Raw genomic sequence first — 12,840 nt, 5'->3', positions numbered from 1 at the left:
CGCCGTCGGCGTCTTCGCCGTACGGGCCGCCGTCGCCACCGACCCGGGGCGGGCCAAGGGCCTGGACGACACCCTGCGCTCCTTCGCGGGCACACCGCTCGGGCCCTGGCTGCTGACCCTGGTCGCGGCCGGGCTCGTCCTGTTCGGCGGGTTCTCCTTCGCCCTCGCCCGCTGGCGGCGCGTCTGAGCCGCGCGGCCCGGGGAACACGGGGGACATGGACGACTCAGACCTCCCGCCGGACGAACGCCCCGTGGACGTCTACCTCGACCTGCTGCGGTTCCGCATGGACAGCGAGGACTTCCAGCTGCTGCTCAGTGTGGTGGAACCGGTGCTGCGGGCCATCGAGGAGAAGCGGTTCGGGGGTATGGAACTCGTGGTCGACTGCGACCGCGCGGACGGCCTGCCACAGGCGATCCGCGACGAGGCGGCCCTCGTCATCGCCACCGCGGTGACCGGCCGCCTGGACAACCAGGTCGTCGAGATCGACGTGGAGGGCTCCGGCCCCGTCCGCGTCGTGACCGACCCGGCCACCGCAGCCGACCCCGCGAGCCTCGACCGTATCGCCGGCTACCTCCACGAACGCCGCCGCACCGACGAGGAACTCCGCGGCATCGCCGAGGCGAGCGGCCTGCCCAGCGACTTCTGACCCCGCGCAGGCCGGTATATGCGCGCCGCCGGGGGAAACGCGCCGGTCGCCGGCCGGTCGCGCATCTCTGCGCGCCCTTGGGGTGGGCCATCCGCCCCGTCGGCCAGGGCACCCGGAGCCGACCCGGCGCCCCGTTCACTTCGTCGGTTCGGCCCTCGGTACGCCCAGCGGGCGGGCCAGGCCCACCACCGCCTCGTCGAGGCGCTGCAGGTGGCGCAGGACGCGGTCGGTGATGCGGCCGTAGCGCGGGGTGCCGGGGTCGCCGGGCTGGAGAAGGGCCGCGAGGCTCGCACCGGTCGCGACCCGGCCGGTGGTGTGGCCGTCGGCGACGTGCGCCGCGATGGTCCGGATGTTGTCGAGGATGCGCTGCCCGGCCCCGCGCAGCCGCGGGTCGGCCGCGATCGCCGGATGCGTGGGCAGCAGCTCCGCCATCGCCGCCAGCGACCGCGCGTGGTACGCGCACGTCTCCAGCAGCGCCACGACATAGCGCGCGGTGGTGCGCCGCGAGCGCAGCGGCGAGATGGGATGGGTCAGCGGCTGCGTCGCCGCGCTCAGATCCGCCAGCGCCTGGTCCAGGTCGCGCGCCAGATCCAGCAGATCCACCGCCGTCCCGCCGCTGAGCTGGTCCACGGCCCGCTCGGTGACGTCCGCCAGCCGCTCCAGCACCGTGCCGAGCAGGTCGTCCGTACGCCGGCCGGTGTGCACCGGCAGCACCAGCGCCGCCGCGATCACCCCGCACGCCGCCCCAAGCGCGGTCTCCTCCACCCGCAGCACCAGCACCGACGCGCTGTAGGTGTGCAACAGCGTGTACAGCAGTCCCAGCGCGGCCGTCACGAAGAACGACATCAGCGTGTACGACAGCGGCGCGGTGTAGAACATCGCGAACACGAACAGCAGCACCAGCGCGAACGCCGTCCAGGTGTGGTGCCCGACCAGCCCCGCCAGCACGATGCCCGCCACCACGCCGAGCACGGTGCCCACCAGCCGGCGGTAGCCCTTCACCAGGATCTCCCCGGTGGAGGAGGTGTTGATGAAGACGATCCAGCAGGTGAGCACCGCCCAGTACCAGCGCTGCGCGGACAGGAACTCCCCGCCCACGATGGCCAGCGCCGAGCCGACCGCCACCTGCACGGCCGCCCGGGTGGTGGGCCGGCGCAGCCCGGTCAGCTGCTCCTCCTCTTCCCGCTCGCCCTCCTCCGCGCCGCCGATCGCGGCGTCCTCGGCGTCCAGCTCCTCGCGCGAACGCGTGGTCGCCGGGGAGTCGTCGGACTCGTCCTGCGGCCCGTCCAGGGCGACCCGCAGGCCCAGCACGGCGCGGGCCGTCTCACCGATACCGCGGAAGACGTCCTGGACGGCGGCCGGCGCGGGCGGCAGGTTCTCCTCGTCGCGGTAGCCCAGCAGCCGGTTGCGCACCTGCGCGAGCCCCGTGCCCCGGGCCGCCGCGACCGGCTGCAGCACCAGCATCCGCAGCGCCTGCAGATCGCGGCGCAACGCCCCGGTCGCCTCGTCGCGCACCGGCAGATGCCCCGCGCTCGGCAGCGACGCGCCCGGCAGGTGCAGGGTGAGCGTGTCGGCGCGCTCGGCGCTGCGCGCGGTGAGCAGCAGCAGCCCGAGCCGCTCGGCGGCGATCTCCGCGTCCGCGATGCGCCGCTGCACCAGCCGGGCCACCGACTCGTCCGAGGTGCCCTCCTCCAGGCGCCCCTGGATCATCATCGCCGTCTCGTGCAGCCGCGCGGTGCCCTCGCGCACCTCGTCGAGCGCCTTGTCGACGTCATCAGGCCCGGCGTCCAGCAATTCCACCTGCGCGGCCAGCAGCTGCGCCAGCCGCGCCCGGAACGCCTGCCTCAGCCGCTCCAGGATGCCCGTGGCCGTCGCCGGCACCACCGCGAACCGCAGCAGCGCGCTGCACGCGAACGCGACGGCGACCACCCCGCACAGCGCGGGCAGGGTCGAGGAGGTGGCGCCGACGAACAGCGACAGGAAGTACACCTGGAAGGCGATCAGCCCGAGCGCGGTACCCCGGTCGCCGAACCGTCTCGCGTACACCGCGCAGAAGATGAGCAGGACGAAGAAGAGGTCGCCGACCACCCGGCGCGAGGTGAGCACCGAACCCAGCGACAGCGACACCAGCGCCATGGGCAGCCCCAGCGCCAGCGTCACCGCCTGCTGCGCCCGCTGCTTCTCCCGGATGGCGAACGTGGCGACCATCGCGGCGATGGCCCCGGCCACCAGGTACTTCACCGGGGCACCGAGGACACCGAGCACGGCGAGGGTCAGGGCGATCGCACCCGCCGTGCGTGCTCCGGCGACCAGCCGCAGCAGCCCCGGGTCGGACGCCGCCAGAGCGTCCCTCAGTCGTGTCCGGCCCGATCGCCCAGCTGCCCTCACGCCGCCGTGTCACTCCGCTCAGAAGGTCGTGGTCCCGGCCCTCAGCATGCCATGACGTGCGAGAACGCCGTGCACCGCCTCACTGCCCGGACGGCTGCGCCCCTTCCACGCGCTCCCGCACCTGTTCCGGCGTCAGATACGTGTCGGTGTACTCGAAGTCCTTCAGCTTCGCGGGACGGCGTGCCTGGAAACCAGTGCGCACGAAGTCGTCGCCCGCGAGCGCGTTCAGCGTCCAGTTGGTCAGCACCCGGGTCTTGGCGACACCCGTGCGCAGCGCCGACCAGTGGTAGCCGCGCGCCACCACCTGCGCGGGCAGACCGCGCAGTTCGATGCCGAGCGGCTTGGACACCGCGTCCTTGCCGCCCAGGTCGACGACCAGCCCGAGGTCCTTGTGCTCGTACGGCCGCATCGCCTGCCCGCGCAGGGTGGCGATGACGTTGTCGGCGACGACCTTGCCCTGCCGCATCGCGTGCTGCGCGGTCGGCGGGCAGACCGCGTCGCCGCCCTTGGCGAGGTCCGGCACGGCGGCCGCGTCACCGAGGGCGAACACCCCGTCGTGACCGGGCAGGTTCATCTCGGGGTTCACCGCCAGGCGCCCGCGCACGGTCTCCGCGCCGAGCGTGGCGATCAGCGGGCTCGCCACCACACCGGCCGTCCAGATCAGGGTGTGCGTGGGCACCACCCGGCCGTCGGTGAAGGTGACCTCGGTCGGGCCCGCCTTGTCGATGGAGACGCCGAGGGAGATCTCGATGCCCCGCTTGCGCAGCACCTCCTGCGCGCTGCGGCCGAGCTTGTCGCCCAGCTCCGGCATCAGCTTCGGCGCGATGTCGATGAGGTGCCAGCGGATCAGCTTCGGGTCCAGACGCGGATAGCGCTTGACCGCGTTGCAGGTCAGCAGCTGCAGGCAGGCGGCGGTCTCGGTGCCGGCGTAGCCGCCGCCGACGACCACGAACTGCAGCCGGGCGGCCCGCTCGGCCGGGTCGTGGCTGGCGTCGGCGAGGTCGAGCTGGGAGATCACGTGGTCGCGGATGTAGGCCGCCTCGGCGAGCGTCTTCATGCCGAACGCGTGGTCCGTCAGACCGGGGATGTCGAAGGTGCGGGTGACACTGCCCGGGGTCAGCACGATGTAGTCGTAGCGCTCGTTGACGATCTCGTCGGTGATGGTGCGGATCACGCACACCTTGGACTTCAGGTCCACGCCGATGGCGCCGCCCGGGATGATCCGGGTGCGGTACTTGCGGCTGCGGCGCAGCGACAGCGCGATCGACTGCGGTGTCAGCACACCCGAGGCGACCTGGGGGAGCAGCGGCAGATAGAGCTGGTAGGAGAACGGTGTCACCAGGGTGAGATCGGCTTCGCCGGGGGAGAGCATGCGCTCCAGGCGCCGTACGCACTCCACTCCCGCGAAGCCCGCGCCCACCACCAGGATCCTGGGTCGTGTCACGTTGGTCATCCCTTCTGCGGCTCCGGGCGGTTGGATCGACGCCTGTGCGTGTGCCCGCCCAAGCGCTGCTTCGCACCTCATCGATCCCACCGTGTTCGCGGCCGGCACGCCAGTCGGGTGCGGCAGGCAGACGAACGTACGAAGCCCCAGTCTGCCCTCCGAAGCCGTCGCCGGCGCCCTCTTGTGCGGGATTGACCGCAGGTCAGGACGTCTCCGCCAGGTGGCACAGCAGCAGGCACACGTCGTCGTCGCGCTCGGAGTCGCTCAGCAGCGGCGGCAGGATGCGGTCCGCCGCGCCGTTGAGGTCCCGCTCCAGTTCGGCGCCGGTGAAGCCGCCGAGCGCGTCGGCCAGGCGGTCGATGCCCGGGTCTATGCCTTGCGCGCGCCGCTCCACCAGACCGTCGGTGTACAGCGCCAGCGTCGAGCCGGGCGCCAGCTCCACCGTGTGGTCGGCGATCGTCTGCCGCAGCGGGATGCCGAGCATCGCGCCGGGCTTGTCGTCCAGTGTGCGCACCCGCCCGTCCGGGCCGCGCAGCACCGGCGGCGGATGGCCGGCGGCCGCCCAGGTCAAGGTCGCCTCGTCCGGGTGGACGCGGGCGATGACGGCGGTCGCGTACAGGTCGGGCTGCTGATGGTGCAGGAATCCGTGCAGCCGGGTCAGCAGCCGGCCGGGGCTGCTGTCGTCCACGGCGTAGGCGCGCAGCGCGGTGCGCAGCTGGCTCATCATCACCGCCGCGTGCAGCCCGTGCCCGGTCACGTCCCCGACCACGGTGATCAGGCTGCCGTCGGGCTGCACGAAGGCGTCGTACCAGTCGCCGCCGATGTTCAGGCCGTACGTGGCCGGCAGATAGCGCGCGGCCAGCCGCAGCCCCGGCGCCGTCGGCAGGTCGGTGAGCAGGGCCCGCTGCAGGGTCTCGGCGATGTCCCGGTTGTGCTCGAACCGCCGGGCGTTGTCGATCGCCGTGCTGGCCCGCCGGAACAGCTCGATCAGCATCACGGCGTCGTCCGGGTCCCAGCGCTCGCCGGGCGGCGACAGCGTCACCACGCCCAGCGGCGCCCGCCGCGCCGACAACGGCACGCACAGCAGCGGCCGCAGCGGATCCAGCGCCGACGGCGGCTGGTCGTCCACGCCGGGCAGTCCGCCCGGGTGATCGGCGGCGTACTGCGGCCGACCGGTGCGGGCCGCGACCACCGCGGCGGCCGGATGCGGCACCGGAGGCGACCCCTCGCCCCGCTCGCCGTCCGAGTCGAACAGCCAGACGTCGACGCCGCGCGCGTACTCCGGGACCAGCAGCTGCGGCAGCCGGCGCACGATCTCCTCGTGGTTCAGCGAGGCCGTCAGCTCCGCGCTGGCGTCGGCCAGGAAGGTCAGCCGCCGCCGGGCCCGCTCCGCCTCCTGCCGGGCCGCCCGCTCCGCGGCGAACGCCTCCCGCTGGGCCCGTCCGGCGGCGTCCAGCTCCGCGTGCAGGGCCAGCACGCCCTGGTTGGTCTGGTGCAGCTCCTCCCGGTGGAAGGCGACCAGATTCTCCTGCTCGGTCAGCTTGCCGAGCACCAGCGCGGTGTCCTCGTCGGCGCCCAGCAGCGCCTCGGCGAGCAGTTCGGCGTCGTCCGCCGGCTCGCCCACGGCGGCGGGGCCGGCCGGCTCCGGGCAGGGCACCGTCGTCCGCCACGGCCCTTCCCCGGCGGCGTCCGCGCCCGGCACGGGCTCGACGACCGCGTGCAGCAGCCGTTCGGCCGTGTCCGTCTCCAGGGTGAGCCGCCAGATGCCGCCCTTGGTCAGGCACTGCCGCAGCCGTGCGCTGAGCGCCGCCGCCAGCCGGGTGCGGTCCAGCGCGGGAACGCCGTGCGCGGCGGCCAGCCGGGCGGTGCCGATCCGGGCCCGGGCGGCGTCGGTGACGGTGCTGATCTGCCAGGTGCGGATCATGGGCGCTCCGGCGGGTACGGTGCCGGCCGAGCCGGGTTCGGCGACAGCACGGCCACGGCGGTGTCGTCACGCACCGGGCGGGCGCTGCTGCTCGCGTCGCGGATCGTCACGGCGGCGACGAGCGCCGGGTCGGCCGACAGCAGGCCCGGGTCGGACGGCGGGGTCCACCGGCTGGGCAGACCGTCGCTGTGCAGGACGAGCAGCCGGTCCGCCGACCAGGGCAGCAGGGTCTCCGTCAGCGTGGCCGGCCGGTGCACGCCCACGATGCCGGGCCGCGACAGCAGCGCACGCCAGCTGTCGCCCTCGCGCAGCCGCGCCCCGATGTTGCCGACGCCCGCGAACCGAAGCCGGCCCGCGTCCGTCTCCAGCTGGGCCAGCGCCACGGCCGCGCCCCGGGTGCCGGCCAGCTCGGTGTGCAGCCGGCGCAGCAGTTCGGGCGGCGGCAGGTGGGCCGAGCGGTGCAGCTCGCGCACGGCGGCGGCGGACGCCCGGGACGCCTCCGGGCCGTGGCCGAGCCCGTCGGCCAGCATCAGGGTGAGCCGGTCACCGGACCGGGCCCACGCCCAGGCGTCGCCGGAGAAGTCGGCACCGCCGAACGGCACGACCGCCCCGCCGGCCCGCGCCGTGGGACCCGGCTCGGAGCCGCTCGCGGCCTGGGCCGGTCCGACGCGGGCCAGTGCGACGGTGCCGCGGCCGGGCACGCTGTGCAGGCCGAAGTCGTCGGCGATGCGCCGGCAGGTGCCGAGGCCCGCGCCGAGCGAGTGCGTGGTGGAGAACCCGTCGCGCAGCGCCTCCGCCACGTCCGCGATGCCCGGGCCGTGGTCGACGGCGGCGATCTGGACGACGCCCGCCTCCTCGGCCCAGCCCGGCCGGGCCGGCGGCGCCACCACCTCGACGAGGAGCAGACCGCCGCCGGCGTGCTTGAGCAGGTTCGTGGCCAGCTCGGTCGCCACCAGCGCGGTGGCGGCCGTCCGCGGCTCGTCCAGACCCGCGAGCGCCGCCGCGCTCTCCGCGGCCACCCGGGCGTCCCGCACCCGCGTCGAGTCCTGTACCGGTACGTCCCACACCCGCGCCATCAGCCCTCCTCCCGGGGCAGCGGCGGCCGGGCCGCCCACGACGTCACGGTGACCGTGGTGCCGGCGCCCGGGGTGGAGTCGATGGCGAACTCGTGCACCAGCCGGCGGGCCCCGCCCAGCCCCATCCCGAGGCCGCCCCCGGAGGTGTAGCCGTCGCTGAGCGCCCGCTCCAGGTCGGGGATGCCCGGGCCCTGGTCGGTGAAGGTCAGCCGCAGTCCCCGCGTCGGCCCGCTGGCCACCGGGGCGGTGTGCACCTCGCCGCCCCCGCCGTGCACCAGGGTGTTGCGGGCCAGCTCGCTCGCGGCGGTGACCAGCTTGGTCTGCTCCACCAGACCGAAGCCGAGGTGCGCCGCGGCCTGACGGATGTGCTGGCGCACCCACACCAGGTCCATGTCCGACCGGATCGGCAGACGGGCCTCGACGCCCGCAGCCGTCTCCATCAACGGCTCCCCGGCCGGGGGCCGTCCGGCCCGGTCAGCAGGTCCAGAGCGGCCTGGGTGGTCAGCGCGGTCCGCAGCCCGGGCAGCGTCAGCCCGAGCTCCACCAGCGTGATGGCGACGGCCGGCCGCATCCCCGCGACCACCGTCTGCGCGGCCAGCAGCCGCGCGTTCGCCGCGATCTCGGCCAGCACCCGCCCCAGGAAGGAGTCGACGATCTCCACACCGGACAGGTCGATGACGACCCCGGCCACCCTGCTCTGCGAGATCGCTTCCGTGATGTCCTGCAGCAGCTGCTGCGCGGCACTGTCGTACAGATCCCCCTGGAGGGTGACCAGGAGGACGTCTCCGAGCCGGAGCACCGGCACGTGCCCGGCGCCCGTCGGATGCGAGAAGCTCTCGGTCACCGTGGACCTGCACCGCCGGGCTTGGGGCCGGTGATGCCGACGCCCAGTTCGTGCAGGGCGTAGGCCAGCGCGTCGGCGAGGGAGGCCCGCGTCTTCACCGAGCCGAGATCCAGGCCGAGGTGGACGATGGTCTGCGCGATGGCCGGGCGGATGCCGGAGACGACGCACTCGGCGCCCATCAGGGCGGCCGCCTGCACCGTCTTCATCAGGTGCTGCGCCACCAGCGAGTCCACCGTCGGCACGCCCGTGATGTCCAGGATGGCGAAGCGCGCCTTCTGCTCGACGACCGCCTCCAGCAGCGTCTCCATCACGACCTGGCTGCGGGCGCTGTCCAGCGTGCCGATCAGGGGCACGGCGACCACGCCGTCCCACAGCCGGATGACCGGCGTCGCCACCTCCAGCAGCTGCAGCCGCTGCCGGTCGATCAGCGCCTGACCCTCCAGCACGGCCGTCTCCATGACGACCAGGCGCAGCGTGCCGAGCAGCACGGTCAGCGCGTTGGAGCACTCCCGCACCCGGTCGGCCGGTGCGTCCGCGAGGTCGGTCAGCAGCAGTTCCACGGCGGGCGGGCGCAGCGCGTCCACCTCGCCCGAGACCCGCCCCGGGGTGAGCCCGGCGCGGGCCCGGGCGGCGCCCATCCGGCCCAGCTGCTCCCGTACGGTGGCGAAGCCCGGGGAGTCGAGCGCCGCGACCCGTTCGGAGCCGGCCACCTCGGCCAGCGCGTCCACCACCGCCTTGCCCGCCTCCACCGCCTCGTCGCGCGAGACGGTGAACACGGTGCGGAACAACGGCTCGTCTGCCCACCGCTGGGCGATCTGCTCACGGCGGCGGCGCAGGAACGCCGCGACGTCCCGTGCGGGCGAGCCGTGGTCGGCTACCGCTTCGTGCTCCGGCACGTGTGTCACTCCTCAGTTGCGTGGTGCATCGCTGTGGCCTGCGGGAGGCGACGAGAGGCGATGTGATCTCTGCCGGGCGCCCACTGTAACCATGGCCGGACGGCGCACGACACCGGGTCGCCGGCTTTGAACCCCAGCGGGGGGTGCAGGGGTTGACAGACCGGTGCGGCAACCGGCGTACGCCGGGGACGCGGTGGGGCCGGTCCGCCCCGGGGCGCACAACCCCGGCGACCCCGGTGACGGGGAACCCGTCCCGGGGTGAGAACGATCACGTGCGGAGCCGGCCGCGTGCGTCCGGGTCCGCGCCGCGTCAGGTGCCGGGCGTCTCGGCCTCCCCGGCGTCCGCCGGCCCCCGGTCTATCAGCGCCAGCGCCTCCTCGACCGACTCCGAGATCGGCACCGTGATGCTCACACCCGTCAGGTCCAGGACGCGCCGGACGGCGGGGGTGGGGGAGATGACGTGGACCGTCCCGGGAAGATCGCGCGCCTCCTGGTAGACCCGCAGGATGATGTTCATGCCGGAGGAGTCCATGAACGGCACGGCCGACAGGTCCAGCAGGAAGTGCCGGCGGCCGTGGTGGAGCTGATTGGCCAGATGGGCCTGGAACTCCGTCGCCGTGTCGAGGTCCAGATGCCCCTCGACCACGACCAGGGCGACATCGTCGCGCGGCAGGGTGACCTCGACGGACAGCGGGTTCTGGGCAAGGGGCACGGCAACCTCCAACAGCAGCGGACTCGTTTCGTGGCCCACCGGCGGATACCCCCGAACGGGCAGCCCATGCATCCCCGGGTTCACCAGGGCAGGAAAACGTGCACGTCCTTGCCCTCGCCCTCGGGCACGACACTGACCTGGGTGCACAGCGTCTGCACCAGGTACCAGCCGATGCCGCCGCCCCCGCTGCTGGGGTGGAAGGGGCGCGGCGTCGGGGGTGTCGGACTGGAGTCGTGCAGCGTGACGTGCACGCCGTCGAACGTCCGTCGCAGACGCAGTTCGAAAGGCCCGGGAGCGTACTGCACCGCGTTGGCGGCCAGCTCCGTGACGATGAGCACGATGTCGTGCCAGCACTCCTGGGCGGAGGGCGGCTGGACGCGGGCCAGGGCACGGAGATAGGCCTCCGCGGCCAGCCGGGCCCCCGTCACGTCCTGCGGCTCACCCGCGAAGCGCGTCGTGCGGTTCGGCATCTCTCGGGAGGTCAGCGGATTGTCCCAACGCGGCTCGGTTGCCATGTCCCATTCACTACCCGCCATCGGCGAGGAGCTGTCCCTTCGTACGGATCGGCTGTGCAGTGCCATGGGGAGGGTTCCCTGGGGCCGCGAAGGTACGCGTCCCGTTCCGCGAGCGTCAGCGGAACACGTCGTCCCCCTCGTCCCAGCCGAGCACGTCCGCCGGCGGCAGCCGCGCCGGCCGCGCGCGGGATGCGTACATCGCCTCGATCTCGGCGGCGTACGTCCGCACGATCACGTCCCGGCGCAGCTTCAGCGACGGCGTCAGCAACCCGCTCGACAGGTCGAACGGCTCCGGCAGGATGCGGAAGACCCGGATCGACTCCGAGCGCGACACCGCGCTGTTGGCCGCGGCCACGGCCCGCCCGATCTCCTCCCGCAGCGCGTTCTCCTCCCGCGCCTCCCGCAGCGGGGAGGTGCCCGGCAGCGCCAGCGAGCGCCGCCAGTGCGCGAGGAACTCCGGGTCCAGGGTGATCAGCGCCCCCACACAGGGACGGTTGTCCCCGACGACGACGGCCTGGTGCACCAGCGGATGCATGCGCAGCCGCTGCTCCAGGAAGGCCGGCGCCACGCTCTTGCCGCCACTGGTGATGATCACCTCCTTCTTCCGGCCGGTGATCGTGAGATACCCCTCGTCGTCCAGCTGCCCGAGGTCACCCGTGGCCAGCCAGCCGCCGCGCAGCACCGCCCGGGTGGCGGCCGCGTCACCGACGTACCCCTGGAACACCGACGGACCGCGCACCAGGATCTCCCCGTCCTCGGCGAGGCGGATCTCCATGCCCGGCAGGGCCCGGCCGACCGTGCCCGCCTTCTCCCGGCCGAGCGGCTGCATCGTGATCCCGCCGGCGGTCTCGGTCAGCCCGTACCCGTCGTGCACATAGATGCCGATGCCCTCGTAGAACAGCGACAGTTCCCGGTTCAGCGGCGAGCCGCCCGAGGTCGCCCGGCACACCCGGCCGCCCAGCTCCGCCCGCAGCCGGCGGTACACCGTCCGCTCGTACAGGGCGTGCTGCATCCGCAGATCGAGCCCCGGGCCCGGCCCGCGGCCCGTGCGCTGCCGCTCGCAGGCCGCCGCGAAGTCCCGCGCCGTCTGCGCCGCCCGCTCGAACAGCGCGCCGCGCCCGGACAGCTGGGCGGTGCGCAGAAACGTCTTGTACAGCTTCTCGAACACCGACGGCACGGCGTAGAAGTACGTCGGCCGCAGCGAGCGCACGGCCGAGGCCAGCGCCTGCGCGCTCATGTCCGGCTCATGGCCCATGAGGATCCCGCCGCGCACACACAGACCCTGCACCATCAGGCCGTACACATGGGAGAACGGCAGGAACGCCAGCACGGACGGCCGCTGGCCCGGCGGAGCGGCCGTGTGCCCCCAGCCCGCCAGCAGCGTGTCGCAGGGATGCGCCAGCGCCCGGTGGCTCAGCACACATCCCAGCGGCCGGCCCGAGGTGCCCGAGGTGTAGGCGACGACCGCGGCCGAGTCGGGCAGCACCAGCCGGCGCAGCGAGTCCACCGTGGTCGGCGGGACCAGCGCACCGCGCCGCACCAGCTCGTCGAGCGCCCCGGCGTCGAGCTGCCACACATGCCGCAGCCGCGGCAGCGAGGCGCACACCGAACCGACCGTCATCACGCTCTGCTCGTCCTCGACCAGCACGCCCACACAGCCGGCGTCGCGCAGGATGAAAGCCACCTGGTCCCGGGAGGCCGTCGGATGCACCGGCACCACCTCGGCCCCCACCGCCCACAGCGCGTGGCACAGCACCGTCCACTCGTACCGGGTACCGGCCATGATCGCGATGCGCTCGCCCGGGCGGACACCGCACGCCACGAGGCCCCGGGCCACATCGAGCACCTGATCGCGGACCTCGACGGCGCTCACCTCGTCCCAGCCGCCGTCGGCGCGGCGGCGTGCCAGCAGCGAGAGCACGGGATCGCGGTCGGCGGTCGCGAAGACACTGTCGGCCAGCCCGCCCTTCAGGGGGGCGGGTGCCGGGGGAGCGAGGGACATGCGCTGCTCCTGGGGGTACGGGGCGGAACTCCGCCGCTGACCTGTGGTCGGCGGTGCACGGAATGTAGCGCGCCGGGCCGCGCGCGGTGCGCGGACAGCGGAAGTGATGCGGCTTCGTTGATCTCGGCCCCGACGGGGGACTCGGAGCGCATGAGTTTCACGAATCCCGATCCCGAACCCGAACGCAGCACCGGACTGGAACCCGGCGGCGGCGTCCCCCCGGGCGAGACCCCGCCCGCGGAGAGCAGCCTGCCCGAGGCCGGACCCCGCGAGGTGCACAACCCGCCCAAGGGCTGGGCGAAGATGCCGCTGGTGCTGATCCTCGTCCTGGTGGTGCTGGTGGCGGCCTTCTTCCTGGCCTACGCGATCTCCCTGGCGCTGTGAGCGGCGGG

At 73.9% G+C, this 12,840-nt stretch carries 13 protein-coding genes; 3 read left to right on the top strand and 10 right to left on the bottom strand.

All coding sequences use genetic code 11. The annotated features are described in order from the left end of the window. Positions 1–187: DUF1206 domain-containing protein (locus C3489_RS26645; RefSeq protein ID WP_146075352.1), on the top strand; the 187-nt coding region annotated here is incomplete at its 5' end. A gap of 28 nt (positions 188–215) precedes the next feature. Beyond that, positions 216–647, top strand: coding sequence for a hypothetical protein (locus C3489_RS26640; protein ID WP_103784616.1), 432 nt, complete (start codon positions 216–218; stop codon positions 645–647). Positions 648–782: 135 nt separating this feature from the next. Here the strand turns inward: C3489_RS26640 and C3489_RS26635 are convergent, their stop codons facing one another. From C3489_RS26635 to C3489_RS26590, 10 genes are all read right to left on the bottom strand, one after another. Beyond that, positions 783–3,035 carry an FUSC family protein gene (locus C3489_RS26635; protein WP_103784615.1) on the bottom strand — a complete coding sequence of 751 codons (2,253 nt, stop codon included), beginning with the start codon at positions 3,033–3,035 and terminating at the stop codon, positions 783–785. 79 nt (positions 3,036–3,114) lie between these two features. Continuing rightward, complete coding sequence (locus C3489_RS26630; RefSeq protein ID WP_103784614.1) at positions 3,115–4,488, bottom strand: NAD(P)/FAD-dependent oxidoreductase; 1,374 nt, start codon at positions 4,486–4,488, stop codon at positions 3,115–3,117. 193 nt (positions 4,489–4,681) lie between these two features. Next, the gene (locus tag C3489_RS26625) at positions 4,682–6,403 is read right to left on the bottom strand and encodes a PP2C family protein-serine/threonine phosphatase (protein WP_103784613.1); all 1,722 of its coding nucleotides are present in this window, start codon (positions 6,401–6,403) and stop codon (positions 4,682–4,684) included. Then, positions 6,400–7,479, bottom strand: coding sequence for an ATP-binding SpoIIE family protein phosphatase (locus C3489_RS26620; RefSeq protein ID WP_103784612.1), 1,080 nt, complete (start codon positions 7,477–7,479; stop codon positions 6,400–6,402). Before C3489_RS26620 ends, C3489_RS26625 begins: the two co-directional genes overlap by 4 nt. After that, positions 7,479–7,919: an anti-sigma regulatory factor gene (locus tag C3489_RS26615; protein WP_103784611.1), complete on the bottom strand. Its 441-nt coding sequence runs from the start codon at positions 7,917–7,919 to the stop codon at positions 7,479–7,481. The genes C3489_RS26620 and C3489_RS26615 overlap by 1 nt, the downstream gene beginning before the upstream one ends. Beyond that, the gene (locus C3489_RS26610) at positions 7,919–8,323 is read right to left on the bottom strand and encodes an STAS domain-containing protein (protein WP_103784610.1); all 405 of its coding nucleotides are present in this window, start codon (positions 8,321–8,323) and stop codon (positions 7,919–7,921) included. Before C3489_RS26610 ends, C3489_RS26615 begins: the two co-directional genes overlap by 1 nt. Then, positions 8,320–9,219 (bottom strand): STAS domain-containing protein, encoded by a 900-nt coding sequence (locus C3489_RS26605; RefSeq protein WP_103784609.1) that lies wholly within the window; start codon positions 9,217–9,219, stop codon positions 8,320–8,322. Before C3489_RS26605 ends, C3489_RS26610 begins: the two co-directional genes overlap by 4 nt. A gap of 310 nt (positions 9,220–9,529) precedes the next feature. Continuing rightward, positions 9,530–9,931 carry an STAS domain-containing protein gene (locus tag C3489_RS26600; RefSeq protein ID WP_103784608.1) on the bottom strand — a complete coding sequence of 134 codons (402 nt, stop codon included), beginning with the start codon at positions 9,929–9,931 and terminating at the stop codon, positions 9,530–9,532. 80 nt (positions 9,932–10,011) lie between these two features. After that, positions 10,012–10,446: an ATP-binding protein gene (locus tag C3489_RS26595; RefSeq protein ID WP_103784607.1), complete on the bottom strand. Its 435-nt coding sequence runs from the start codon at positions 10,444–10,446 to the stop codon at positions 10,012–10,014. A 115-nt stretch (positions 10,447–10,561) separates the two neighbouring features. After that, on the bottom strand, positions 10,562–12,448 hold the full coding sequence (locus C3489_RS26590) for a long-chain fatty acid--CoA ligase (protein ID WP_103784606.1): 1,887 nt from the start codon (positions 12,446–12,448) through the stop codon (positions 10,562–10,564). A gap of 150 nt (positions 12,449–12,598) precedes the next feature. Between C3489_RS26590 and C3489_RS26585 the strand changes: the two genes are divergently transcribed. Continuing rightward, entirely contained in the window at positions 12,599–12,832 is a 234-nt protein-coding gene (locus tag C3489_RS26585; RefSeq protein WP_103784605.1) for a DUF6480 family protein, read from the top strand. Positions 12,833–12,840 lie beyond the last annotated feature (8 nt).

The organism is Streptomyces sp. Ru71 (assembly GCF_002920535.1).
Classification (GTDB): domain Bacteria; phylum Actinomycetota; class Actinomycetes; order Streptomycetales; family Streptomycetaceae; genus Streptomyces.
The sequence above is the reverse complement of the archived record's forward strand: the minus strand, read 5'-3'. Positions and strand labels throughout refer to the sequence as shown.

Bases quoted from the DNA above. Each gene is read 5' to 3' on its own strand.
- C3489_RS26640 (WP_103784616.1), top strand. From the start codon at position 216: ATGGACGACTCAGACCTCCCGCCGGACGAACGCCCCGTGGACGTCTAC.
- C3489_RS26630 (WP_103784614.1), bottom strand. From the start codon at position 4,488: ATGACCAACGTGACACGACCCAGGATCCTGGTGGTGGGCGCGGGCTTC.
- C3489_RS26625 (WP_103784613.1), bottom strand. From the start codon at position 6,403: ATGATCCGCACCTGGCAGATCAGCACCGTCACCGACGCCGCCCGGGCC.
- C3489_RS26620 (WP_103784612.1), bottom strand. From the start codon at position 7,479: ATGGCGCGGGTGTGGGACGTACCGGTACAGGACTCGACGCGGGTGCGG.
- C3489_RS26615 (WP_103784611.1), bottom strand. From the start codon at position 7,919: ATGGAGACGGCTGCGGGCGTCGAGGCCCGTCTGCCGATCCGGTCGGAC.
- C3489_RS26595 (WP_103784607.1), bottom strand. From the start codon at position 10,446: ATGGCAACCGAGCCGCGTTGGGACAATCCGCTGACCTCCCGAGAGATG.
- C3489_RS26590 (WP_103784606.1), bottom strand. From the start codon at position 12,448: ATGTCCCTCGCTCCCCCGGCACCCGCCCCCCTGAAGGGCGGGCTGGCC.
- C3489_RS26585 (WP_103784605.1), top strand. From the start codon at position 12,599: ATGAGTTTCACGAATCCCGATCCCGAACCCGAACGCAGCACCGGACTG.